General features: G+C 68.4%; 24 protein-coding genes and 1 tRNA gene. 17 read left to right on the forward strand and 8 right to left on the reverse strand.

Features of this window, described 5'->3' with window-relative positions:
* Positions 1-673 precede the first annotated feature (673 nt).
* The 6 genes from TSB10P1A_RS17340 (at position 674) to TSB10P1A_RS17365 (ending at position 7,437) form a co-directional block, all read left to right on the forward strand.
* Positions 674-2,329, forward strand: coding sequence for a glucan biosynthesis protein (locus TSB10P1A_RS17340; RefSeq protein ID WP_244293166.1), 1,656 nt, complete (start codon positions 674-676; stop codon positions 2,327-2,329).
* On the forward strand, positions 2,326-2,700 hold the full coding sequence (locus TSB10P1A_RS17345; RefSeq protein ID WP_186389206.1) for a hypothetical protein: 375 nt from the start codon (positions 2,326-2,328) through the stop codon (positions 2,698-2,700). Before TSB10P1A_RS17340 ends, TSB10P1A_RS17345 begins: the two co-directional genes overlap by 4 nt.
* 31 nt (positions 2,701-2,731) lie before the next feature.
* Positions 2,732-4,534: a glucans biosynthesis glucosyltransferase MdoH gene (gene mdoH / locus TSB10P1A_RS17350; protein ID WP_186389207.1), complete on the forward strand. Its 1,803-nt coding sequence runs from the start codon at positions 2,732-2,734 to the stop codon at positions 4,532-4,534.
* A 103-nt stretch (positions 4,535-4,637) separates the two neighbouring features.
* Complete coding sequence (locus tag TSB10P1A_RS17355; RefSeq protein ID WP_186389208.1) at positions 4,638-5,897, forward strand: DUF3419 family protein; 1,260 nt, start codon at positions 4,638-4,640, stop codon at positions 5,895-5,897.
* The gene (locus tag TSB10P1A_RS17360) at positions 5,894-6,580 is read left to right on the forward strand and encodes a class I SAM-dependent methyltransferase (protein WP_186389209.1); all 687 of its coding nucleotides are present in this window, start codon (positions 5,894-5,896) and stop codon (positions 6,578-6,580) included. Before TSB10P1A_RS17355 ends, TSB10P1A_RS17360 begins: the two co-directional genes overlap by 4 nt.
* A gap of 143 nt (positions 6,581-6,723) precedes the next feature.
* A complete protein-coding gene (locus TSB10P1A_RS17365; RefSeq protein WP_186389210.1) occupies positions 6,724-7,437 on the forward strand; it encodes a glutathione S-transferase N-terminal domain-containing protein in 714 nt (237 codons plus the stop codon).
* A gap of 41 nt (positions 7,438-7,478) precedes the next feature.
* Here TSB10P1A_RS17365 and TSB10P1A_RS17370 read toward each other — a convergent pair whose 3' ends face one another.
* Genes TSB10P1A_RS17370 through TSB10P1A_RS17380 form a run of 3 tightly spaced genes read right to left on the reverse strand, consistent with a single transcriptional unit; the run spans position 7,479 to position 8,658 of the window.
* Positions 7,479-7,979: a DUF2147 domain-containing protein gene (locus TSB10P1A_RS17370; RefSeq protein WP_186389211.1), complete on the reverse strand. Its 501-nt coding sequence runs from the start codon at positions 7,977-7,979 to the stop codon at positions 7,479-7,481.
* The gene (locus tag TSB10P1A_RS17375) at positions 7,925-8,449 is read right to left on the reverse strand and encodes a DUF2147 domain-containing protein (protein ID WP_244293167.1); all 525 of its coding nucleotides are present in this window, start codon (positions 8,447-8,449) and stop codon (positions 7,925-7,927) included. The genes TSB10P1A_RS17370 and TSB10P1A_RS17375 overlap by 55 nt, the downstream gene beginning before the upstream one ends.
* Positions 8,446-8,658 carry a hypothetical protein gene (locus TSB10P1A_RS17380; protein WP_186389212.1) on the reverse strand — a complete coding sequence of 71 codons (213 nt, stop codon included), beginning with the start codon at positions 8,656-8,658 and terminating at the stop codon, positions 8,446-8,448. Before TSB10P1A_RS17380 ends, TSB10P1A_RS17375 begins: the two co-directional genes overlap by 4 nt.
* Positions 8,659-8,876: 218 nt before the next feature.
* Here TSB10P1A_RS17380 and TSB10P1A_RS17385 point away from each other — a divergent pair, with 218 nt between their 5' ends.
* Positions 8,877-9,146, forward strand: coding sequence for a hypothetical protein (locus TSB10P1A_RS17385; RefSeq protein WP_186389213.1), 270 nt, complete (start codon positions 8,877-8,879; stop codon positions 9,144-9,146).
* A 196-nt stretch (positions 9,147-9,342) separates the two neighbouring features.
* Here the strand turns inward: TSB10P1A_RS17385 and TSB10P1A_RS17390 are convergent, their stop codons facing one another.
* Together TSB10P1A_RS17390 and TSB10P1A_RS17395 are read right to left on the reverse strand one after the other, a co-directional pair.
* The gene (locus tag TSB10P1A_RS17390; protein ID WP_186389214.1) at positions 9,343-9,609 is read right to left on the reverse strand and encodes a hypothetical protein; all 267 of its coding nucleotides are present in this window, start codon (positions 9,607-9,609) and stop codon (positions 9,343-9,345) included.
* Between the two features lie 161 nt (positions 9,610-9,770).
* Complete coding sequence (locus TSB10P1A_RS17395) at positions 9,771-10,496, reverse strand: LuxR family transcriptional regulator (protein WP_186389215.1); 726 nt, start codon at positions 10,494-10,496, stop codon at positions 9,771-9,773.
* A gap of 489 nt (positions 10,497-10,985) precedes the next feature.
* Between TSB10P1A_RS17395 and TSB10P1A_RS17400 the strand changes: the two genes are divergently transcribed.
* Positions 10,986-11,076, forward strand: a tRNA-Ser gene (locus TSB10P1A_RS17400).
* A gap of 113 nt (positions 11,077-11,189) precedes the next feature.
* Here TSB10P1A_RS17400 and TSB10P1A_RS17405 read toward each other — a convergent pair.
* Positions 11,190-11,453 carry a hypothetical protein gene (locus TSB10P1A_RS17405; RefSeq protein WP_186389216.1) on the reverse strand — a complete coding sequence of 88 codons (264 nt, stop codon included), beginning with the start codon at positions 11,451-11,453 and terminating at the stop codon, positions 11,190-11,192.
* Here TSB10P1A_RS17405 and TSB10P1A_RS17410 point away from each other — a divergent pair.
* The 8 genes from TSB10P1A_RS17410 (at position 11,436) to TSB10P1A_RS17445 (ending at position 20,640) form a co-directional block, all read left to right on the forward strand.
* On the forward strand, positions 11,436-12,284 hold the full coding sequence (locus TSB10P1A_RS17410; protein ID WP_208987131.1) for an alpha/beta fold hydrolase: 849 nt from the start codon (positions 11,436-11,438) through the stop codon (positions 12,282-12,284). The genes TSB10P1A_RS17405 and TSB10P1A_RS17410 overlap by 18 nt on opposite strands.
* A 185-nt stretch (positions 12,285-12,469) precedes the next feature.
* The gene (gene fabI, locus TSB10P1A_RS17415) at positions 12,470-13,234 is read left to right on the forward strand and encodes an enoyl-ACP reductase FabI (RefSeq protein WP_186389218.1); all 765 of its coding nucleotides are present in this window, start codon (positions 12,470-12,472) and stop codon (positions 13,232-13,234) included.
* Between the two features lie 10 nt (positions 13,235-13,244).
* The gene (locus TSB10P1A_RS17420; protein WP_186389219.1) at positions 13,245-15,755 is read left to right on the forward strand and encodes a DUF3141 domain-containing protein; all 2,511 of its coding nucleotides are present in this window, start codon (positions 13,245-13,247) and stop codon (positions 15,753-15,755) included.
* A gap of 7 nt (positions 15,756-15,762) precedes the next feature.
* Positions 15,763-17,127 carry a bifunctional enoyl-CoA hydratase/phosphate acetyltransferase gene (locus TSB10P1A_RS17425; protein ID WP_244293168.1) on the forward strand — a complete coding sequence of 455 codons (1,365 nt, stop codon included), beginning with the start codon at positions 15,763-15,765 and terminating at the stop codon, positions 17,125-17,127.
* Positions 17,124-18,302 (forward strand): acetate/propionate family kinase, encoded by a 1,179-nt coding sequence (locus TSB10P1A_RS17430; protein WP_186389221.1) that lies wholly within the window; start codon positions 17,124-17,126, stop codon positions 18,300-18,302. The genes TSB10P1A_RS17425 and TSB10P1A_RS17430 overlap by 4 nt, the downstream gene beginning before the upstream one ends.
* Positions 18,299-18,952 (forward strand): CoA transferase subunit A, encoded by a 654-nt coding sequence (locus TSB10P1A_RS17435; protein ID WP_186389222.1) that lies wholly within the window; start codon positions 18,299-18,301, stop codon positions 18,950-18,952. Before TSB10P1A_RS17430 ends, TSB10P1A_RS17435 begins: the two co-directional genes overlap by 4 nt.
* Positions 18,953-18,962: 10 nt before the next feature.
* A complete protein-coding gene (locus TSB10P1A_RS17440) occupies positions 18,963-19,616 on the forward strand; it encodes a 3-oxoacid CoA-transferase subunit B (RefSeq protein ID WP_186389223.1) in 654 nt (217 codons plus the stop codon).
* A gap of 169 nt (positions 19,617-19,785) precedes the next feature.
* Positions 19,786-20,640, forward strand: a complete 855-nt coding sequence (locus TSB10P1A_RS17445) for an alpha/beta fold hydrolase (protein WP_186389224.1) — start codon at positions 19,786-19,788, stop codon at positions 20,638-20,640.
* 9 nt (positions 20,641-20,649) lie between these two features.
* Here the strand turns inward: TSB10P1A_RS17445 and TSB10P1A_RS17450 are convergent, their stop codons facing one another.
* Positions 20,650-22,017, reverse strand: a complete 1,368-nt coding sequence (locus TSB10P1A_RS17450) for a sensor histidine kinase (RefSeq protein ID WP_186389225.1) — start codon at positions 22,015-22,017, stop codon at positions 20,650-20,652.
* On the reverse strand, positions 22,017-22,691 hold the full coding sequence (locus TSB10P1A_RS17455; protein ID WP_186389226.1) for a response regulator transcription factor: 675 nt from the start codon (positions 22,689-22,691) through the stop codon (positions 22,017-22,019). The genes TSB10P1A_RS17450 and TSB10P1A_RS17455 overlap by 1 nt, the downstream gene beginning before the upstream one ends.
* A 160-nt stretch (positions 22,692-22,851) precedes the next feature.
* Between TSB10P1A_RS17455 and TSB10P1A_RS17460 the strand changes: the two genes are divergently transcribed.
* Positions 22,852-23,949, forward strand: a complete 1,098-nt coding sequence (locus TSB10P1A_RS17460) for a tripartite tricarboxylate transporter substrate binding protein (RefSeq protein WP_244293169.1) — start codon at positions 22,852-22,854, stop codon at positions 23,947-23,949.
* The last annotated feature ends 59 nt before the right edge of the window (positions 23,950-24,008 follow it).

The following is a 24,008-nucleotide window of genomic DNA, read 5'->3' on the forward strand; positions in this document are numbered from 1 at the left end:
CCGTCTTCCACAGGCTGATCGCAAACGGAAAGAAGCCAATCGTCGCCCTCACAGCCCTCATGAGAAAGATCGTCGTCATCCTCAACGCCAGAACGAGAGACCACCTCAACGATATGAGTTGATGACAGCCGTGGAATGGAGCGAACTCCTTCCGTCTCACGTCCGCCTGACGGCGCTTGCCGTGTCCATCCCCACGAACGTTCGTGCCTCCCCGGTCCCGGATCGTCGGCCTTCGGCCTCGTCCGGTATGACAGCCGGGGAGGTGGCGACGCCGTCCCGCCTCGTGCCCTCCTGCGCTCCTCCCTCTCCCCGCGTCGTCTCGCCTCACGCGCCTCTTGCGAGGTCCGATTTTGCGGTGCAATATATGCAAGGCCGATGGGAGAGGAGTGCCTCTGCCATCCGATTGCCGCGATTGCGTCTGATTTCTCTCATATATCTTGGTGAAATAGCCCTGCTCGCCTGACTTCGTGGGGGGCGGGCCTTCGTGCGGCAGAGGCGCCGCATGCTGCGCCTGCACAGGAGGCCGAGCCGCCGGAAACCGGCAGGCCGGCCGCTCGCACGGATGGCGGCAGGGTGCGCGGAGCGACCGGAAGGCCCGAGGGCCGGCCCGGGCGCGTCCTTGCGCTGTCTCGCCCAGATCCCGAGAACCGTTTCCGAGGTGCCAGCAGGTCCCATGCCGACAATCGACAAGCGCCGCTTTCTGACGTCCAGTGCCGGATTTCTCTCCTTCCTGATGGCCAGCACCGCCTTTTCCGCCTTTGCGCAGGAGACAGACGCGCAGGAGGCGGGCGCGCAGGAGGCGGGCGCGCAGGAGGCAGGCGCGCAGGAGGCGGGCGCGCCTGCCCCAGGCGGGGCGCCGGCCGGCACGCCGTTCGACTGGGAGGCCCTGGTCGCGCGGATGAAGGCAAGAGCGGCCGAGTCCTACCGCGACGAGCCGGCGGATCTGCCGGAGGCGGTCGCCGGGCTCGACTACGACGCCCACCGCGCGATCCGCTTTCGGCCCGACCGCGCGCTGTGGAAGGACGACAAGCGCAATTTCGAGCTCCAGGCGTTCTATCCTGGCTGGGTCTTCGCCCATACGGTCGACCTGTTCGAGATCGTCGGGGGCCAAGCCTATCCGATGGGCTTTGCCGCCGGCGATTTCGAGTATCGCCCGCCGCTCGACCCGGCGGTCTTCGACGGGTTCGCCTTTCCGGGTGCGGCCGGCTTCCGCCTGCATTACCCGCTCAACCGCACCGACTATCGCGACGAGCTGATCACCTTCCTCGGCGCCAGCTATTTCCGCGCGCTGGGCCGGGGCACCGTCTACGGCGCGTCGGCGCGCGGCCTTGCGGTCGATACGGCCGCGGGCAGCGCGGAGGAGTTCCCGCGCTTCAGCCGCTTCTATATCGAGCGGCCGGAGACGGATGCGCGCGAGATCCGCTTCTATGCCGAGCTGGAGAGCCCGCGCGTGTCGGGCGCCTATGCTTTCACCATTCTTCCCGGCACCGAGACCCTGATCGACGTGGAGGCGGCGATCTTCCTGCGTGACGACGTCTCGCGGCTCGGCCTTGCGCCGCTCACCTCGATGTATCTGTTCGGCGAGAACGACCGGACCGGCTTCGACGACTTCCGCCCGGAGGTGCACGACAATGACGGCCTCGCCATCCTGCGGGCCAGCGGCGAACGCGTCTGGCGGCCGCTGACCAATCCGGCGCGGCTGCAGCTCTCCGTCTTCGGCGAGACCAATCCGCGCGGCTTCGGCCTGTTGCAGCGCGACCGCGACGCCGACAACTATCTGGACACGGAAGCGCATTACGAGCGCCGTCCCTCCGTCTGGGTCGAGCCGGTCGGCGACTGGGGCGAGGGCGCGGTGCTGCTTGCCGAAATCCCCTCCGACTCGGAGGCGAACGACAATATCGTCGCCTTCTGGATGCCGGAGAACGGCCTGACGGCCGGCTCCGAACACCGCTTGCGCTACCGCATGACCTGGGCGCTGGACGTGGAGGGCGACGTGCCGCTGGCGCGGGCGCTGCGCACCCGCACGGGCCATGGCGGGGTCGCCGCCGTGGCGCATGACGAGGACACCCGCAAGTTCCTGGTCGACTTCGACGGCGACACCCTGGCCGGGCTGGGCGAGGAGGCGCCGATGGACGTCCGCCTCTCCCTCAGCAACGGCGAGGTGGTCCACCAGATTCTGAGCAAGATCGCGGGGAACGATATGTGGCGCCTCATAGTTGATGTGAGGCGGATCGACGCCGACAAGCCGGTCGAGCTGTCCGCCGCACTCATTCTCGAGGGCAAGACCCTCTCCGAAACCTGGACCTATCAATGGGGACAAACGAGATGATCGCCGACACCGGTTCCGCGGAAGCCGCGTTCCGGCCGGGCCCGGCCGGAGCGCGTCAGGCTTTCCTCGACGCGCTGCGCCGGCAGTTCTGCCGCCATGACCTCGACGACGAGACGCTGGAGCAGGCGGTGAGCGAGGCCGTCGGCCACCTGTCGCAAGATGCGGCGGGCGAGGGGCGGGACGCCCTGCTCGAGCGCCTCTTTGAGGGACGCGCCGACGCGGCCCTGCACCGGTCGGTGGTCGCCTCGCTGTGCCTGCCGGCACCGAGGGCGCCGCTGCAGATGCCGACGCAGATGCTCGAGCGTCCGCCCGTCCTGCCGCGGCTCGCCGCGCTGCGGGCGTTTGCCCGCCGGCGCATCGGCGAGCGCTGAGACCAGAATTTTCAGAAAAGGGCTCTGGCGGATGGAACCGGCTGTCTCGACGTCTTCGCTTCGCGAGAGCCTTGCCGTCGGCCTGCGCCGGACCGCGGCGATCGTACTGACGCTGGGCCTCACGGTCGCCGCTGCGGCCATGTTCGGCTCGGTGGCGGTTGCCGACGGGTTCGACTGGGTCGACGTGGTCCGGGTCTCGCTGGTCGCCTTCTGTGCGCTGTGGCTGTCGTGGGGCGCCTGTATCGGCATTCTCGGACTGATCTTTCCGAGCGACGAGGTGCCGGCCCGGAACGGTCCCCCCGAGGGACGCACCGCGATCGTGATTCCGGTCTACAACGAGGCGGCGGATGCGGTCTTCGCCCGTCTCGAGGCGATGTACCGGGCGCTGGACGAGATCGGCGCGCTGGAGTGCTTCGACTTCCATGTCCTGTCGGACTCCACCCGCGAGGAGGCGGCGGCGGACGAGCGCCGGCTGTATCGGCAGGCCGTCGCGGAGCTTTCGGCAGCGGGGCGGCTCTACTATCGCCACCGCTCGCCGAACACCGGACGCAAGGCCGGCAACATCGCCGACTTCATCCGCAGCAGCGGCGGCGCCTACGAGTACATGCTGGTGCTCGACGCCGACAGCCTGATGAGCGCCGAGACGATCGTCGAGATGGTGCGGCGGATGGAGGCGGTGCCCGATCTCGGCCTGCTGCAGACGGTGCCGCGCATCATTGGCCGCAAGACGCTGTTCGGGCGCATGATCCAGTTCTCGGCGAATTTCTACTCGCCGGTGTTCTCGCGCGGCGTCGCGGCGCTGCAGGGGCGCCAGGGGCCGTTCTGGGGCCATAACGCGCTGATCCGCACGCGCGCCTTCGCGGCGACCTGCGGGCTTCCCGCGCTCGCCGGAAAGCCGCCCTTCGGCGGCGAGATCCTGTCCCACGACACGGTGGAAGCGGCGATGCTGGCGCGCGGCGGCTGGCGGGTGCGGCTCGATACGGATCTCGACGGCTCCTACGAGGAAGCGCCGGCCAACCTGATCGAATATGCCAAGCGCGACCGGCGCTGGTGCCAGGGCAACCTGCAGCACGCGCGGGTCCTCGCGGCGCCCGGCCTGCCGTTCTGGAGCCGGGTCAACCTGCTGCAGGGCATCATGGCCTATCTCGCCTCGCCGGTCTGGCTGATGTTCCTGCTGGCCAGCATCGCCGCGCCGCTGTTCGCGCCGGCGCCGGTCTATTTCGTCTCCGGCTCGCCGTTTCCGCGCTTTCCCCATCCGGAGACGGAAAAGGGGCTGGCGCTGCTGTTCGGCGTGGTCGCGCTGCTGATCCTGCCCAAGGCGCTGTTGCTGCTGCGCGCCGTCCTGACCGGCGGGGCGAAGGAGTATGGCGGTGCGGGGCGGGCCTCGCTTTCCGCGCTCTACGAGCTGCTGCTCGCCTCGCTGCTCGCCCCCATCCACATGATGTTCCAGAGCCGCTCGGTGTTCCAGGTGCTGTCGGGAGCCGATTTCGGCTGGCCGTCGAGCGAGCGGGAGGACGGATCGCTCGATCTGGCGACCAGCGCCAGGGCGAGCTGGTGGATGGTCCTGTTCGGAATGGCGACGCTGGTCTTCGCCTATCACTACGCCGCCGACCTTCTGGTCTGGCTGCTGCCGATCGCCTTGCCCCTGGTGCTGGCGCCGCTGGTGATCTGGTGGACGGCATCGCCCTCGGCGGGCGCGCGGGCGCGCCGGCGCGGCGTGTTCCTGACCCCGCAGGAGGGGCGGGAGGTTCCGCTGATCGCGGCGGCTGCGCACGCGCTCGCGGGCCACCGCCGTTCGCCGCCGATCGCCGGGAGCGCACGGAGCGCGGCCTGACACGAGGCGCCGCGCGCCATCGGCCGCCGCCTGTCATCATCCCGTAACGAGAACGGCTTACCCGGCTCACTTCAAGGCAACTTGAGGCGAGTCGGAGGTGGTGATGCTGTCGGGTCAGGCGTCGAACAGGAAATCGGTCAATGCGGGGCGGGGGGCGCTGCTCGGCCGGGCGGTGCATCGCAACAAGGCCTTGTCCGGGGAAGGCGCGCTGGAACGGCTGTTCACCTTCGCCTTCAAGGGGCTGGTCTATCCGCAGATCTGGGAAGACCCCGAGATCGACATGGACGCGCTGGAGATCGGCCGCGACCACAAGGTGGTGACCATCGCTTCGGGCGGCTGCAACGTGCTGTCCTACCTGACGGCCGATCCGGCCAGCATCACCGCCGTCGACCTCAACCGCGCGCATGTGGCGCTGACCCGGCTGAAGCTCGCCGCGGTCAGGCACCTGCCGGGGCACGACGCCTTCTACCGCTTTTTCGGCAAGGCGGACGAGAAGGGCAATGTCGAGGCCTATGACCGCTTCCTGCGCGAGCGGCTCGACCCGGAAACCCGCGACTACTGGGAAAAGCGCGACCTGACGGGGCGCAAGCGCATCACCCTGTTCGCCCGCGACCTCTATCACCACGGGCTGCTCGGCTATTTCATCGGCGCCGGCCATTTCGTCGCCCGCGCCTATGGCATCGACCCCAGGGACATGCTGCGCGCCCGCTCGCTGGAGGAGCAGCGCACCTATTTCGACAAGGCGCTGGCGCCGCTGTTCGACAAGCGGATGGTCCGCTGGGCGACGTCGAAGCGCGTCTCGCTCTACGGGCTCGGCATTCCGCCGGCGCAGTATGAGGCGCTGGCCGGCAGCGGCACCGGCGGCATGGCGGCGGTGCTGCGCGAGCGGCTGGAGCGGCTGGCCTGCGACTTCCCGCTGTCGGAGAATTATTTCGCCTGGCAGGCCTTCGGCCGCGGCTATGCGAATGACGAAGCCGGCCCGCTGCCGCCCTATCTGCGGCGCGACCACTTCGAGGCGATCCGCGCCCGCGCCGACCGGGTGCGCGTGGTCAACCGCTCCTTCACCGACTATCTGGCGGCGCAGGAAGAGGCGAGCGTCGACCGCTACATCCTGCTGGATGCGCAGGACTGGATGACCGACGGCGCGCTCAACGCCCTGTGGGCGGAGATCACCCGCACGGCCCGTCCCGGCGCGCGCGTCGTCTTCCGCACGGCGGCCGAGCCGAGCCTGCTGCCCGGCCGCGTCGCGCCGGAGATCCTGGAGAAGTGGCGCTACGATGCGGAGCGCTCGCGCAAGCTCGGCTATATGGACCGCTCGTCGATCTATGGCGGCTTCCACCTCTATATCCGCGACGCGGCATGACCGTGCGGGACGGGGCTGAGGCAGGGACCTCCGGCGGCGCGGAGCTGATGGACGGCATCTACCGCTGGCAGCGGCATGTCTATGACGCGACGCGCAAATACTATCTGCTCGGTCGCGACCGGCTGATCGACGAGCTCGCCCCGCCGCCGGGCGGCACCGTGCTGGAACTGGGCTGCGGCACGGCGCGCAACCTGGTGCTGGCGGCGCGCCGGCACCCGCAGGCGCGGTTCTTCGGCATCGACATCTCGGAGCAGATGCTGGAGAGCGCCCGCGGCTCGATCCGCCGCGCCGGGCTTGAAGGCCGGGTGCATGTGGCGCAGGGCGATGCGACGGCGTTCGATACAGAGGCGCTGTTCGGCGCCTCGCGCTTCGACCGGGTGTTCTTCTCCTACAGCCTGTCGATGATCCCGCCCTGGCGCGAGGCGCTCATGGCCGGGGCCGGCGCGCTGGCCCCCGGCGGCGGGGTGCATCTCGTCGACTTCGGCATGATGGAGGCCTGGCCGGGCCTGATGCGGGCGCCGTTCCGCGCCTGGCTGGCGGCCTTCCATGTGACGCCGCGCGCGGAGCTGGGCGAGGCGCTTGCCGCCTGCGCGGCGGCCGTCGGCGGCAAGGCAAGCTTCCGCCGCCTGCATGGCGGCTACGCGGTGATCGGCGATCTCAAGGCCGGTGTGGCGCGAAGCTGATCCCGCCGTTCGGCTCGCCTGCGGACAGGCGGGTGGTTGTTTCGGCGCAGCGGGGCCTTAAATTCCTCTCCGACCGGCCGTCTGCGGCCTGCGGGGCGATGCTCCAGGGCCCCGGCCATCCACGACCATGGAGCATGACAGGCATGTCCGCCACCCAGACCAAGCCCATCGATCTGCATTACTGGCCGACACCGAACGGCTGGAAGGTGACGATCCTGCTGGAGGAACTCGGCGTTCCCTATCAGGTGCATTACGTCAATATCGGTGCCGGCGACCAGTTCAAGCCGGAGTTCCTGAAGATCTCGCCAAACAACCGGATGCCGGCCATCGTCGATCCGGAAGGGCCGGGCGGCGAGCCGATCTCGGTGTTCGAGTCCGGCGCGATCCTGCAATATCTCGGGCGCAAGTTCGGCCGTTTCTATCCGGCCGACGAACGCAAGCGCGTCAAGGTCGACGAGTGGCTGATGTGGCAGATGGGCGGCTTCGGTCCGATGCTGGGCCAGAACCACCATTTCCGCGTCTATGCGCCGGAAAAGCTCCCCTATGCCATGGACCGCTATCTCAACGAGACCCACCGGCTCTATGGCGTGCTCGACAAGCAACTCGCCGGGCGCGACTTCGTCGCCGACGAATACTCCATCGCCGACATGGCGATCGTCGGCTGGGCGACCGGCTGGGAGCGCCAGGGCATGGAACTGGACAAGGACTTCCCGAATGTCGCCCGCTGGCTGGCGGCGCTGAAGGCGCGCCCGGCGGTGGAGCGCGGGCTGGCGGTCGGCCGGGAGATGCGCGAGCAGCTCAACCTTGCCAGCGACAAGGGCGCCCAGTCGGTGCTGTTCGGCCAGCGCGCGCGCTGACCCTCCACATTCGCCCACATTCGACGACGGCGCCGGGGGGATCAGTTCGCCCGGCGCCACACCTCCGTCTCGCAGAACTGCACCACCACCCGCACGCAGCCGCGCAAGGTGAGCTGGTCCCGGCCGTTCAGCGTCGCCGTCGCGTTGGCGGTGACGCCGCGGCGCGGGTCGTAGACGCGGGCACTCCAGGTGCCGGCCTTGCCGGCGGCGGGGGCAATGTCCCAGATCACCGGCATGTCCAGCAGCCTGCGGCCGCGCTTGGCGCCGTCGCGGTTGTTGATGTCGGTTGCCGTCTGCCGGGTGGTGCCGGGCGGCGGGGGAAAGTCGACGAGAAGCCCGCAAGGGGCCGCCCCGCAGGGGCCGACCCGCACGATCCCGGCATCCGGCGTCTGCCAGGTGCCGAAGATCGTCTCGTCCGCGCTGGCGGGCGAGACGAGGGAAAACAGGGCCAGTCCCCCGGCCAGAAGCCATCGATGGGGGAAGGGCGCTACTTGACCCGTTGCCAGGTCTCGCCCTTGCAGATCAGTCCGCCGAGTACGCATCCTTCAAGCTTCAGTCCCGTGTTGCCGACGAGCGTCATGACGCCGCTATAGGTCTTGCCGTCCTCGGCATTATACACCTTTCCCTTCCAGCGTCCGCCCCCGTCCGCGACCATGCCGAAGACGGTCTGGCTGCCGAGCAGCGGCCGCGAGCGCCTGGCCGGGTCCGGATTGTTGGTGTCGTTGCGCGGTTCGCGCAGCCAGACCAGCGTGCCGCACAGGGCGCCGCCGCAGGGCGCGATCTGGATGCGGGAACTGCCGCCGGGGCGGGCCCAGATGCCGTTGGCCTCGGCCGCCAGGGCCGGCGGCGCGGCCAGCACCATGGCAAGGGCGGCTGCCGCGGCGAGCGCAAGGGCCGGACCGGAACGGAGAGCAAGGACGGCCGCTGCCCGGAGACGGGACAGGAGACGGGACAGGAGACGGGGCAGGGGACGGGGCAGGGGACGGGGCAGGGACGTTTCGGCTTCGATCATGGGTTCCTCCACTGTTTAGGGATCTTTTGCATTCCCTTTACGGAAACGTAACCTACGCCTGAGCCGGGCACCTGACCAGTCGTGTCGTAGCGGCAGGCCGGCGGATTTCTGCCGCTGCGCGCCTTGCGCATTTTCGGGCCAAGTTCTTTCAAGGTTACCCGTTGGTTTCCGCGCGTTTCCGGATTTGACTCAAAGACGATTGATTTCATTGCCGTTTCGCGGAGAAATTCGTGAATCCCTCGTAAAATTTACCGCTTGTTTTCGTCTCGTTTTCTTCCTGTTAAGCGAAAATTTTAAGAGCACGTTGAAGGGCCGGCAGCACACTCGAACATGAAGATTGCGGGGAAAGATCAATCGCTTCGGGATCTTCTATCGGCAACGGGCCGGCAGGACGCCGGCCGAAAAGACGACAGACAAGGAGTGTGACATGGCTCGTTTGGACCTGGGTTCCCCCGAACTCGCAATCATGGGCGGCCAGCCCGCCGGCCCCGATATCCTGCTGCAGATGGGACTGGATTGCGCCTGCGGCCGCCACGGCGCCGCCGACCTGATCGCCGCGCACAAGTGGTTCAACATCGCGGCGGTGAAGGGCAGCCAGGACGCCGTGCGCTACCGCAAGGAAATTTCCACCGAGATGACGCGCACCGAAATCGCCGATGCCCAGCGGGCGGCCCGCGAGTGGCTGTCGCTGCATTGATCCGCGGTGGCGCAGGCCCCCGCGAGAGGGGCACTCCCGCCATCAGGATCAACCCGGCTGCGGCACTGTGAGCGCAGACCGTCCCTTTGCGCCCGCGCCGCAGCCTGTTTCCCCCGCTCCGGGGAGGATGCCGCGCCGATGCCGTGCGGCCTGCCCCGATGGTTCCCGGCCCCTGCCGGACCCGGCGAGCGGACGTTCACTCGCTCTCTTGCGGGCTTTGTCCCGGTAGCGCCTGCGCGGACGAGGGCGCCGTTCCCTCCCGCCGGCCAGAGGGCGCGCCCGTGGACGGGCTTGCTTCCGCCCTGTCCTCGCCGGTGAGTTCCAGAGCCGCGATCTCGCGGATCGCCGCCAGTTGACCGCCGAGCACGACCAGTTCGGGATGCGGCGCGATCCGGGCGATCGCCCCTTCGAGGCGGTCGATGATCTCCCGTCGGGCGTCGTTGCGTCCCTTCCTCTTGTCCATCCGGTCTCTCCTTTCGCGCGCTGGCGCGCTCCCTCCGGCTCCCGTTCGCAGCCGGCTGGTCCCGTGTTGCGTGCCGCTTGCGAGTCTCGCAAGGTCCTGCCGGGTCTCCATCATGGGTTTCCCGGATTGACGCGGCCAGCGCCCCTGCGCCGTTCTGTCGTTCAGTCGATTATCCCAAGGCGGAAGGCCTTGGCTACGAGATGTGTCTTGTTCGCGGCGTTCAACTTGCGGCGGGCGGCGGCAAAGTGGCTTTCGACCGTTTTCGGGGCGATGTCCAGAATGATGGCGGTTTCCCACTCGGTCTTGCCCTCCGCCGCCCATGACAGGCAATCGCGCTCGCGCTGCGTCAGCGGGGCGAGCGGCAGCGCCGCCGGCGTTTCCAGCAGGGCGGCGGCGCGATCGGCGGCCGAGGCCGCCAGCAGCGCCAGCGCGGGTCGTCGGGCAGGGGCAAGCTCGATCCGCTCGCCGCTCAGCGAGATGCTGCCGCGCCGGCCGGCGCCATTGGCGAAGGGCAGGGCGAAGCCGTCCGAGAGCCCGTGCTCGCGCGCCTCGCCCATCATCTGCCGGGCAAGGGCCATCCGATCCGCATCCGCACACGCCTCGCGCCAGCCGAACAGACGGTCGGCGCGCAGGACGCGGGCGATCACCGGGTCGATCTCGGCATAGCGGCGGGCGACGTAGCGCTCCAGCCAGCCGGAGGGCCAGTTGCCGAAGAAGATGGCCCTGCGCGCCTCGGCCGGCGGAGTGGAGGGGAGGGGCACAAGGCCGCACAGCGCGCGGTCGATGCCGAAGCCTGCGGTGGCCGCGGCGAGCCGGGCGCCCACCTCGTCCGGCGTGCCGGCGTGCCGGATCCGGTCAAGATGGGCGAGAAGGTCGTCGGCTTTCACGGGCTGTCCCTGCCGCCCGGCCGGCGGCGAAAACGGTCAATCGGATCGCGCGCGGGCTGGCCGTGTGCAGGCTGGCCCTGTGCAGGCTGGCCGTGTGCAGGCTGGGCATCGCGCGGTGCAAGGATCTCTCGAAAGGGGCGGCCACGGCCAACGGTGCTTTTGTCATGAACCTGTTCAATGAATGGCACGGTCTTGAAAATCGACTGTCCCCGCGTTCCCGCAAAGACGAGCGGGAGCCCGCTCGAGGCGGGAGCCCAGGGTCCCGGTTCCGACAAGTTCAGATCGGACCGACCGACGACGGAAATAGATTTTTCGTCTCGACAAGGTCGAAAGACGCGATGATCGCCCGCCAGCCTGGGCCGGGCCGCCCTTTGCCTGTGGAAACCTCGACCAGCGGAACGCGGATTTCGGCTGGCAGGGCGAGGCGGCGGGCAAAAGCGCAACTTCCCGTCTTGCCAAATGCTCGCAAATCCTCGAAAAGGGCGGCACGGAGAGGTGGCCGAGTGGTCGAAGGCGCTCCCCTGCTAAGGGAGTAGGCGTCAAAAGCGTCTCGTGGGTTCGAATCCCATCCTCTCCGCCATTCTTTCGCTCACGGCAGTCTCGCTTCGCTCGGCGCCTCCGCTGGGGCGGCCTTTCGGCCGGTCGCGCCGTTACGCTCCTGGCTCCGAGTTCGGACTTCGTCCTCTCTCTCCGTCATTGCCCGCCGCTTTCCCTCCATGATGCGATATCGCCGCCGATCGCTGCATCGCCGCCAGGCGATGCCGATTGCCGCCAACTCCACGCAGCCTGATAGACTTTGAAGATCAGCGACACCAGCAAGCCGCATCCTTGTGGAAATGTGCAGGTGTCGCCGGACGGGGCTGCACCGAACTCCATTGCGTGACTGGCGTTGATGCATTGTGTTGGTAGCCCGGCCCAGCAGCAGGGATGGTAATCGATATGCGCGTAGTCGAACATCAGGATATCAGGCTGGCGACGGAGGCCTTTGGCGATCCGAATGATCCGCCGGTGCTGCTGATCATGGGGGCCACCGCATCCATGCTTGGCTGGCCCGACGATTTTTGCGCCGCGCTGGCCGGGCGCGGTCTCTACGTGATCCGTTTCGATCATCGCGACACCGGGCAATCGACGACAGTCCCGCCGGGGGAGGCCACATATGCGGTGGAGGATCTGGCCGGCGATGCCGTGGCCGTTCTCGACGCCTATGGGATCGACAAAGCGCATCTGGTCGGCATGTCGCTCGGCGGATACATCGCACAGATGCTGGCGGTCGCGCAGCCGGAGCGCGCGGCCTCGCTGATCCTGATCGCATCCGAGCCGCTCGGTTGGGACGGCGCGGAGTTGCCGCATATCTCGCAGGCATTTCTCGACCACTTCGGCACGCTTGGTTCGCTCGACTGGTCGGATCGCGGGGCTATGGCGGATTTCCTTGTCGAGAGCGAAAGACTGTGTGCGGGAACCGGAGCGCCCTTCGATGAGGATCGCGAAAGGATGCGTGTCGAGCGCGTGATGTCACGAACCGAGAGCCTGCCGAGCATGTTCAACCACGGCGCACTTGCCACCCGCGAGGACTGGACCGGGCGTTTTCGGGAGATCAGGTGCCCCGTTCTGGTCATTCACGGCGCCGAGGATCCGATCCTGCCCATCGAGAACGGGAGAGCCATTGTCGGCGGCATACCCGGCGCGTCGCTTACGGTTCTCGCCGGGACCGGCCATGAGATACCCGTTTCACGGATCCCCGATATTGCGGATCAGATCGCGGTTCACGTGCGAAGCTTGCAGGTCTGATGCTTGCGTGGCGCGAGTAACGGTTTCCCCTCTCACGGCAGTGCGACGGTGGTGTGAAGGACGGTTGCATGAACCTTGCTTGCGGGAGCTGGCGAGTGCAGGCCTTCGTAGATCTGTCGCCAATCCGACATGAATCTGACTCCTGTCCATCGCAACTTGTAACCGTCAGCAAGATGGAGGCGGGAATGTTCTCTCTGAGTGGCCGCAAGGCGCTGGTTGTCGGGATCGCCAACGATCAGTCGATAGCCTATGGCTGCGCGCAGGCGCTGAGGGCCCAGGGCGCGGACCTCGCCGTCACCTGGCTGAACGACAAGGCCGAGCGCTTCGTCCGCCCTCTCGCGGAGGACCTCGGGGCCGAGATCATGCTGCCGCTCGACGTGGCCCGGCCCGGCCAGCTCGAAGCGGTGTTCGGGACAATCGCGGATCGCTGGGGACGGCTCGACACGCTGGTCCACTCCATCGCCTTCGCGCCCAAGGCGGATCTTCACGGCCGGGTGGTGGATTGTTCGGCCGAAGGCTTCGCCATGGCGATGGATGTGTCGGTCCATTCCTTCCTGCGCATGATCCGTTCGGCCGAACCGCTGATGACCGAGGGCGGCTGCTGCCTGTCGGTCAGCTTCTTCGGCTCCTCCCGCGTGGTGCGGCACTACAACATGATGGGCCCGGTGAAGGCCGCGCTGGAAAGCGCCGTCCGCTATGCCGCCGCCGAGCTGGGCGAAAAGGGCATCCGGGTGCATGCCCTGTCGCCGGGGCCGCTGAAGACCCGGGCGGCGAGCGGGATCGACCATTTCGACGAACTTCTGGCGGCCGCCTCCGAGCGCGCGCCGATCCATCACCTGGCGACGATCGAGGATGTGGGGGCCGTGGCGGCCTTCCTTGCCTCGCCCGAGGCCCGCAACCTGACCGGCGGTGTCCACGACATCGACGGCGGCTTCTCGATCACGGCCTGAGGAGACCCCCATGGCGAATGTCTTCGATCTGTTCGATCCCTTCCGCCAGTCGCAGGTTCTGCGCTCCAAGGGCGATCTCTTCTCCGCGATGCAGAAGACCATGACCGCCACCGACGGCGAGATCGATGCCGGTTCGGCCATCTTGACCGTCCTGACCACGGCCGCCTCGCGCCAGTCGGAGCGGATCGCCGATGGCCATTCGCGCCGGGCCGAAGCGGCGGTCGAGACCGCCCGCTCGCTGATGGACAAGCTGCAGGTCGCGCAGGCCGAGGGCAGGCTGCACACGGATTATGCAGAATACCTGCGCGATGCCTGGGAACGGACGATCCTGACCATGGACACGCTGCGCAAGCGCGGCGATATCTTTCTGGCGCATGAAGAGGCCGGCTGCCCGCCCGTGCTGATCTACGATTACGACGTGATCATGGATGGCCGGGACCTGCCTTATCCGTCGAACTACATGCTGCTGAAGATCCTGCCGCCCGACGGCGTCACGATCGACGACGCCCGGCGCCCCTATATCATCATCGACCCGCGGGCCGGCCACGGTCCGGGGATCGGCGGCTTCAAGGCCGACAGCCAGGTCGGGGTCGCCCTGCGGAAGGGGCATCCGGTCTATTTCGTCGCCTTCCGGCGGATGCCGGAGCCCGGGCAGTTCCTGTCCTACGTCACCCGGTCGGAGGCCGCCTTCGTGCGCGAGGTGATGCGCCGCCATCCCAGGGCGTCGATGCCCGTGGTGACGGGCAATTGCCAGGGCGGCTGGGCGACGCTGCTGCTGGCCGCCACCAATCCGGACCTGACCGGCCCCATCGTCATCAACGGCGCCCCCGTCGCGCCCTGGGCCGGCAAGGTGGGCGAGAGCCCGATGCGCTACAATGCCGGCGTGCTGGGCGGCACCTGGATCCCGATGTTCCTGTCCGATCTCGGCGGCGGCATCTTCGACGGCGCGCATCTGGTGCAGAATTTCGAGCTTCTCAATCCGGCGCGCACGCTGTTCCGCAAGTATACCGACCTCTTCCGCGACATCGACAAGGGCGACGAGGCGTTCCTCGAATTCGAGAAATGGTGGGGCGGCTTCTTCCTGATGACGGAAGCCGAGATCAAGTGGATCGTCGAGCAACTGTTCGTCGGCAACCGGCTGGTCAAGAACGAGGCCCGCATCGAGCCGGGACGCCCGGTCGACCTGAAGGCGATCCGCGCGCCGATCATCGTCTTCGCCAGCCACGGCGACAACATCACCCCGCCGCAACAGGCGCTGAACTGGGTCGCCGAAACCTATGCCGATGTGAACGAGATCCGCATCCGCGGCCAGCGCATCGTCTACATGGTGCACGAACAGGTCGGGCATCTGGGCATCTTCGTCTCGTCGCAGATCGCCAAGAAGGAGCACACGGAGGTTGCCTCCACGCTCAAGACGATCGAGGCCCTGGCCCCCGGCCTCTACGAGATGACCATCGAGGACGTGACCGAGAAGGACGGGCACACGCATTTCACCGTCGGCTTTGCGGAACGCACGCTCGACGACATCCGCGCGCTGGGCGACGGGCTGGACGACCAGCGCCCCTTTGCCGCCGTTGCCCGTGCCGCCGAGGTGCAGGCGCAGCTCTACGACGCGATCGTCCGGCCCGTGGTGCGCTCGCTGGTCACCGAGAGCGGGGCCGAGATGAGCCGCGCGCTGCATCCGATGCGCCTGACCCGCGCGCTCGCCTCCAGCAGCAACCCGGCGATGCAACCGGTCGAAGGCCTTGCCGCGAAGGTCAAGGCGGAGCGCCGCAAGGCCGCCGCCGGCAACCCCTTCCTCGCCGCCGAAGCCTTCTGGGTGCAGGGCACGGAGACCATGATCGACTTCCTGCGCGACAGTCGCGACATGGGGTACGAATTGTATTTCCATTCGATCTGGGGCAGCCCCTGGGGCCGTGCCTTCGGCCGCACCCACGAGGCGCGCCGGACCCTGAAGAACCAGAACGAGCTGCGCGGCTTGCCCGAGGTTGCCACTGCGCTGATGACCGTCGAACTGGGCGGCTTCTGCGAAGCGGTGATCCGCATGCTGGTGCTCATGGCCGAGAACCGCCGCCAGGTCCGGCGCGACCGGCTGGAGCGCTCGGCGCATGTGCTGACCAGGGATGAACCTTTCCGCAGTCTGGGCGCGGAACGCCGCGCGATGATCATCCATCAGCAGACGCTGATCGCCACGTTCGAGCCCGAGCGCGCGATCGAGACCCTGCCGCTGTTGCTGGGCGACAGGAACGAACGCGAACTGGCCATGCAGGCGGTGCAGTACATTGCCGGCGACACCGAGGAAATGTTGCCCACCACGGTGGTCCTGCTGCAGCGGTTCCGCGAGATACTGGGGCTGGATCCGCTGATCGGCAACGTCTCGCGGGATCCGCTGTCGGCGCCCGCCGAGGTCCCTCCGACACTGGAGCCGGCAGCGATGCTCGAGACGGTGCCGCCGGCGGCCGGCGGCACGGCGAAACCCCGACGCGGCAAGCCCGTCTCCACTCCCGGTGGCGAGGGCTGAGATGCGCATGACAAATCGCACCTTCGACGAAATGCAGCCCGGCGACCGCGCCGAGCTGCGTCGTCTGATCACGGCCGACGATCTTTTCGTCTTCGCCGCCGCTTCGGGCAATTCCAACCCGATGCATCTGACGGACACCGATGTGGACGGCAACGGCACGGCCGAGCGCATCGCGCCGGGCATGTTCATGGCGTCGCTGATCTCCGCCGTTCTCGGCACGCAACTGCCGGGGCCGGGGACGCTCTATCGCCGCCAGACCCTCGACTTCCACACCCGCGCCCATGCCGGAGAGGAAGTCATCGTGCGTGCCGAGGTGGTGTCCAAGGCCGAGGGCATGGTGCGGCTGAGGACCGAGGTCACCCATGCCGACGGCCGCCAGATCCTGACCGGCGAGGCCGAGGTCATCGCCCCGGTCGAGAAGTTCGACCGCGAGGATGTCGAGGTGCCGGGGCTGGTGGTCCAGCGCCATCGCCATTTCGAGGCGCTGCTCGAGCGCGCGCGGCCCTTGCCCGCGCTGCCGACCGCCGTGGTTTGCCCGAACGAGGCGAAATCGCTGGGCGGGGCGTTGCTCGCTGCCCGCGAGGGCGTCATTTCGCCCATTCTGATCGGCGAGGCCGAGGCGATCCGGCGCGCGGCCGACGAAATCGGGGCCGATCTCGGCGGGATCGAGGTGATCGACGTGGCCGGCGATGCAGCCGCGGCCGAACTGGCCTGCAGGCTGGTCCATGACCACCGCGCGGCGGCCGTCATGAAGGGGCATCTGCATACCGACGATCTTCTGAAGCCGATGCTCGACAAGGCCCATGGCCTGCGGGTCGGGCGCCGGTTCACCCATGTCTTCGTGATGGACGTGCCGGGCCATCCCGAACCGCTGTTCGTCACCGATGCGGCGATCAACATCGCGCCGGATCTCGCCACCAAGATGGACATCTGCCAGAACGCCATCGACCTGGCGCTGTCCCTGGGGATGGAGCCGCGCGTCGGCGTGCTGTCGGCGGTCGAAACCGTCAACCCGGCCATCCAGTCGTCCATCGATGCGGCGCTGCTGTCGAAAATGGCCGACCGCGGCCAGATCAAGGGCGGTCAGGTCGAGGGGCCGCTGGCCATGGACAATGCGGTGGACATGGGGGCCGCGCGGACCAAGGGGCTGAAGGGCTCGGTCGCGGGGCGGGCCAATATCCTTGTCGTTCCGGGGCTCGATGCGGGGAACATGCTGGCCAAGCAACTGGCCTTCATCAGCCATGCCGAGGGGGCGGGACTGGTGCTGGGCGCCAAGGTGCCGGTGATCCTGAACAGCCGCTCCGACAGCCCGATGTCGCGCCTTGCCTCCTGTGCCGTGGCGGCGATCCGCCATTTCGCGGGCGCCAGATGACCCGCGCGGTGCTGACGCTGAACGCCGGGTCGTCGTCGCTGAAGGTCGCGCTGTTCCCGCAAACCGGCGATGCGCCGGTGGCGACGGGCCTGGCCGACCGGATCGGGCCGCAGGCCCTGCTGCGCCTCACGGACGCGGACGGGGCCGAAATCCCGGCCGCCGCCGGGGATCTGACCACCCATGCCGGCGCGATGGCCGCCGTCATCGACGCGTTCCGGGCGCGCTGGCCCGATCTTGAGCTGCTGGCCATCGGCCATCGCGTCGTGCATGGCGGCGCGGACCGGCAGGCTCCCGAACCGATCACCGAGGCCTTGCTCGGCGAGTTGGAGCGGCTGTCTCCCTTCGCCCCGCTGCACCAGCCGCACAATCTTGCCGGCATCCGCGCGGCGAGGGCGGCGTTTCCGGGGGTGCCGCAGGTGGCCTGTTTCGACACCGCCTTTCATCGCAGCCACCCTTTCGTCAACGACACGTTCGCGCTGCCGCGCGCGCTCTATGCCGAGGGCGTGCGGCGCTACGGGTTTCACGGTCTGTCCTACGACTATGTCGCCGGGGAGCTGGCCCGCACCGCGCCGCGCCTTGCCCAGGGCCGGGTGGTGGTGGCGCATCTGGGCAACGGCGCCAGCATGTGCGCGATCACCGACGGCCGTTCGGTCTCCTCGACCATGGGGTTCTCGGCGCTCGACGGCCTGCCGATGGGCACGCGCTGCGGGCAGCTCGACCCCGGCGTGCTGCTCTATCTCATGGACCAGAAGGGCATGACGGCCGGCGAGATCTCCGACCTTCTCTACAGGCAGTCGGGCCTTCTCGGCCTGTCCGGCCTGTCGAACGACATGCGCACGCTCGAGGCCGCCGGCACGCCCGAGGCGGCCGAGGCCATCGACTATTTCACCTTTCGCTGCCAGCGCGAGGTGGGGGCGATGGCCGCTGCCCTAGGCGGCATCGATGCGCTGGTGTTCTGCGGCGGCATCGGCGAGAACTCGTGCCTGATCCGCGCCAGGATCTGCGAACGGCTGGGCTGGATGGGGATCGAGATCGATCCCGCGAGGAACGCGAAGCATGCGCGGGTGATCTCTTCCGATCTCGCCCGCACGACCGTGATGGTCATTCCGACAAACGAGGAACTGGTGATCGCCCGTGCCGCCCGCGCGGCCCTGGGCGCGATGGAGGCCGTATGAAAGGTGCGTTGAGACCCGAGGCCGCGGCGGAGATGATCCCCGAGGGCGCCAGCCTGCTGATCGGCGGCTTCATGGCCGTCGGTTCGCCCGAGCGGATGATCGATGCCCTGGTGGCACGGGGCGTCGGCGGGTTGACGGTGATCGCCAACGACACGGCGATGCCCGGCAAGGGCGTCGGCAAGCTGATCTCGGCCGGCCTCGTCCGGCATGTGATCGCCAGCCACATCGGCCTCAATCCCGAGACGCAAGCCAAGATGATCGCCGGCGAGATCACCTGCGAACTGGTGCCGCAGGGCACGCTGGTCGAGCGCATCCGCGCCGGCGGCATGGGGCTCGGCGGGGTGCTGACGCCGACCGGCCTTGCCACCGAAGTGGAGACCGGCAAGCAGATCGTCACCGTCGAGGGCAACCGCTATCTGGTGGAAACGCCGCTGAAGGCCGACTTCGCGCTGATCGGCGCCTGGCAGGCGGATTATGTCGGCAACCTCAGCTATCTGCTCACGGCGCAGAATTTCAACCCGGTCATGGCGCTGTCGGGGCGCACGGTCATCGCCGAGGCGGAAAGCATCGTGCCGGTGGGGGTGATCCCGCCCGACGCGGTCAAGACGCCGGGCGTCCTGGTCGATCACCTGCTGATCCGCGCGGCCTGAGGAGGGGAACATGGACGCCAAGGAATTCATCGCCCGCCGGGTGGCGCGGGAAATCAGGCCGGGCTCGCTCGTGAACCTCGGCATCGGCCTGCCGTCGATGGTGGCGAATTTCGTGCCCGCCGATCTTGGGGTGTTCTTCCAGGCCGAAAACGGCGTGATCGGTCTCGGCGCCCGTCCGCCGGAGGGGATGGAGGACCGCCACCTGACCGATGCGGGCGGCGGCTTCGTGACCGCCGTGCCGGGAGCGGCGAGCATCGACAGCGCCATGAGCTTCGGCCTGATCCGGGGCGGGCACCTGGACATGACGGTGCTGGGGGGACTGCAGGTCGACGAAGCCGGGCATCTGGCGAACTGGAAGGTGCCGGGCAAGATGGTGCCGGGCATGGGCGGGGCGATGGATCTGGTCACCGGGGCGGCCCGCGTGATCGTCGCCATGCAGCACAGCGCCAAGGGCCAGTCGAAGATCGTGCCGCGCTGCACCCTGCCGCTGACCGCGCAGCGCCGGGTCGACCTGGTGGTGACGGACCTTGCGGTCATCGAACCGACGGCGGCCGGTCTGGTCTTGCGCGAACGCGCGCCCGGCGTCACTGTCGACGACATTCGCGCCGCGACCGAGGCCGCATTGGTGATCCCCGACGACGTTCCCGAAGTGATCCTCGCCTGAGGACGTCCCGGCCCCGAGCGATCCCTCGCGCGGCGCCTGCGTTGCCGCCCACGAGGCGCGACACCAGACCGGCAGGGACTTGCCGGCTGCAACAACCGCCGATGCGGACCGGAGCCGATGCGGAGCGGGGACGGGCTGCACGGGGGAGGGGACTGCCCAGGGGAGGGGAATGCACAGGTTCAAGGCCGGGGACGGCACCATTCTGGCGTATCGCGACACGGGTCGGGGCCTGCCCCTGCTGGCCCTGGCCGGCCTGACGCGCGACGGCCGCGACTTCGACTATCTCGCGCGACATCTGCCCGAGGACGTGCGCCTGATCCGGCTCGACAGCCGCGGCCGCGGCGGTTCGGGCTGGGCCGATCCCGCCACCTATACCGTGGCGCAGGAGGCGGGCGATGCCGTCGCCCTGCTGGACCATCTCGGCATCGACCGGGCGGCGATCCTCGGCTCGTCGCGGGGCGGGCTTCTGGGGCTGGTGATCGCCGCGACCCAGCCCTCGCGCGTGCTCGGGCTCTGCCTCAACGATGTCGGGCCGGTGGTCGAACGCGACGGGTTGCAGCGGATCGGCACCTATATCGGCATCGAGCCGGCGGTGGCCGATCTGGACGAGGTCGCCGACCGCATGCCGGCGGCGATGCCGGGCTTTCACGGGGTGCCGCCGATGCGCTGGGCCGAGGAAGCCATCCGCCACTATGTCCAGCTCGACGGTCGGCTCGGCCTGCCCTACGACCCCGCCCTGCGCCTCGCCTTCGAGACCGCGATGGCCGCGCCGCTGCCCGAACTGTGGACGCTGTTCGACGCCTGCCAGGGGCTGCCGCTGGCGCTGATCCGCGGCGAGGCCTCGGATGTGCTGGCGCGCGCCACCGCGCAGGAGATGCGCCGCCGCCGCCCCGACATGATCTTCGCCGAAATCCCGGATCGCGGGCATATCCCGTTCCTGGACGAGCCCGAGGCCCTGCGCGCGATCGAGGACTGGCTGGCCGCCGTGGGACAGGCCTGCGCTGCCGAACGGGCGGCCGGATGATCGTCGCGCTCAGCGTTCGAACGCCACCTCGAAGACCATGCCCGTCTCGTCGGAGAAGCAGCGGGCCGTTCCGTCATGGGCGCGGGCCACGTCGTTGACGATCGCAAGGCCGAGGCCGCAGCCGCGCGAGTGGTCCTCGTCGATGCGGAAGAAGCGGTCGAACACCCGCTGCCGCAGCTCCGGCGGAATGCCGGGGCCGTCGTCGGCAAAGCGGATCCGCACCGAGTGCGGCTCGAAGTCGATCGAGACCTGCAGCCGTCCTTGCGGGCGCAGCGCGTATTTGTCGGCATTGTCCAGCAGGTTGACCGTCATCTCCTCGACAAGCACGGGGTCGCAGTCGACCGGGCGGGCCTCGCCGGTGACGACGAAAGAGACGTCCACGTCGCGCCGCAACTGCGTCTCGGCGAAAGGCAGGACCTTGTTGCGGATCAGGTCGACGAGATCGACCTTTTGGATGAGCGTCTTGAGACTGCGGCCGCGCACCCGTTCAAGCGACAGCAACTGCGAGGTCAGCCGGCTGGTGGCCCGCGCGGTGGCGGCCAGATCCTTGACGCGGGCGCGCAGTTCCGCCTCGGTCGGGGCGCTGATCGCCGCCTCGGCCTGGACCTGGATCGCCGCCACGGGATTGCGCATCTGGTGCGCGGCATCCGAAATGAAGCCGTCGCGCAGGGCGAAGGCCTGCGACAGGCGGTCGAACAGCGAGTTCGCGGTCTCGACGAGCGGGCGCAGTTCCGGCGGAACCCAGCGGCGGATCGGGCGCAGGTCGTCCGGCGTTCTCTCGCCGATCGCGTGACGCAGATCGAGGAGCGGCTTCAGCCCGATCTGGATGCCGAACCACAGGATCACCGCGGCCGTCAGGATGATCGAGCCGACGACCATGACCGATTGCGAGACCAGCGAGCGCGACAGGGCCTCGCGCTGGCGCACCGTCTGCCAGACCTCCACGGTCACCCAGCCGCCGAACTGCGGCTCGCTGATGAACTCGCGCAGCATCACGGCCCGCACCGGCTGGCCGAGCGACTCGCTGTCGAAGAACAGCGGCGCCCCGCCGTCGACGAGCGCGCCGGCCGGCTTGTCGGGCGGGTCGGAATAGCCGGTGACGAAGCTGCCGCCGGGCCCGCTGACGCGGTAGTAGACCGGATCGCCGAGGGCGGTGGTCAGTTCGTCCAGCAGCCGTTCGGTCAGCACGTCGCCTTCGGAGATCACCACGTCGCGCGAGATCGTCAGCGCCACCGCCAGCAGGGTGTTGTCGTAGAGCTCCTGCGACAGGCGCGTCGCCAACTGGTAGCGGGCGAGGGACGCGGCGGCGGCGACGAAGACCAGCGGCAGGATGAGAAGCAGGAACAGCCGCCCCCGCAGCGAAAGACGCTGAAACATCAGCCCTCGTCCAGCATGTAGCCGAGGCCGCGCGCGGTCCGGATCACGACGCCCGAGCCGTCGATCTTCCGGCGCAGCCGCGAGACCAGAAGCTCGACCGCGTTCGGATCGACCGGGGCGCCGGTGCCGTAGAGCGCATCGGCGATCCGGTCCTTCTCGATCAGCCGGCCGCGCTTGTCGAGCAGCAGCTCGAACAGCGCCAGCTCGCGCCGGGGCAGGTCGAGGCTCTGTCCGATCAGCGACACGATGCGCTTCTGGCGGTCATAGACCAGTTGGCCGATCACCTCCTGCGCCGGGGCGACCTGGGGGCGGCGGCGGGACAGGGCGCGCAGGCGCGCGATCAGTTCCTCCATGTCGAAGGGCTTGACCAGATAGTCGTCGGCGCCCGCGTCGAGCCCCTGCACCCGTTCGGAGGTCTTGCCGCGCGCGGTCAGGATCAGCACCGGCGTCGTGTCGCCGCGGGCGCGCAGCCGGCGGATGATGTCGATTCCCGACAGGCGCGGCAGGTTGAGGTCGATGATCGCCACGTCGGTGGTCTGTCTGGCCAGCGTCGACAGGAAGGCGTCGGCATCCAGCCCGTCGTCGATATGGTCGACGGCATGCCCTTGATCCTTCAAGGCATTTGTTATTCCCTTGGCGAGGTCGAGATTATCCTCGATCAAGATCACGCGCATGAAACGCCTTTTTGCGAGCACGACAGGTTGCGGACAGGAACCGCGCCTAGTTTCCGCGATCAGGCCGCGCTTGGGAGGAGAAATCAAGCGCGGTTTCGCACAATACTGCCCGAAGGGGCAGGGGGGTGTGCTACTGTCTCTACGGGAGGACGACATGACAATGAAACTCACTATCACGCGGCGCGTGGCGCTCGGGCTTGCCGCCGGCGCAATGACTTTCGCTCTGGCCGGACCGGCCACGGCCGAAGTCAGCTTTGCCGGCAAGACCATCGAATGGATCATCCCGTTCTCGGCCGGCGGCGGCTCGGACACCTGGGCGCGGTTCAACGCCCCGCTGCTGTCCAAGTATCTGCCGGGCAACCCGACCGTGGTCGTCGTGAACGAGTCCGGCGGCGGCTCGACCAAGGGCACCAACCTGTTCGCGGCGCGGGCGAAGCCCGATGGGCTGATGATCCTCGGCACCTCCGGTTCGACGCAGTTCCCCTATCTCCTGGGCGATCCGCGCGTGCGCTATGAGTACAAGGACTGGCGGATCGCGATGGCCGGCCCCACCGGCGGTGTCGTCTACACGACGCCGAAGCTGGGCCTGAAGGGGCCGGAAGACATCGCCATGCTCAAGGACAAGGAGCTGGTCTATGCCAGCCAGGGCGCGACTTCGCTCGACCTTGTGCCGCTGCTCGGCTTCCGCCTGATGGACTTCAAGGTGCAGCACGTCTTCGGCTTCAAGGGGCGCGGCGACGGCCGTCTGGCCTTCGAGCGGGGCGAGGTCAACATCGACTATCAGACCTCGTCGGCCTATCTCAAGAACGTGCAGCCGCTGGTCGATGCCGGCGAGGCGGTGCCGCTGTTTAGCTGGGGCGTGCTCGACGAGGCCGGCAACGTGGTCCGCGATCCGACCTTCCCCGACCTGCCGTCCTTCGTCGAAGCCTATGAGATGCTGACCGGCGTCGCGCCGTCGAGCCCCGAATATGCGGCCTATTTCGCCTTCTTCACCGCCGGCTTCCCGGCGCAGAAGATGGTGTTCCTGCCGAAGGGCACGTCGGACGAGATCGTCGCGGCCTATCAGAAGGCCTTCGAGGACATGAAGGCCGATCCGGACTACCAGGCCAATGCCGAAGCGGTGCTCGGCACCTATGGGCAGGTCACCGGCGCGCTGGCCCAGGCGCTGTTCGAAAAGGGCACCACCATCGCGCCGGAAGTGCGCGCCCAGGTGGCGGACATGCTGAGCAGCGAATACGGCGTCAAGCTCGGCGAGTGATCCCACTCCTTCCGACCAGACGGGGCGGGCCCTGACAGGGGCCCGCCTCCTCCCTTCGC

Origin of the sequence: Stappia sp. TSB10P1A (assembly GCF_900185725.1) — a bacterium.
Taxonomy (GTDB): Bacteria; Pseudomonadota; Alphaproteobacteria; order Rhizobiales; family Stappiaceae; genus Stappia.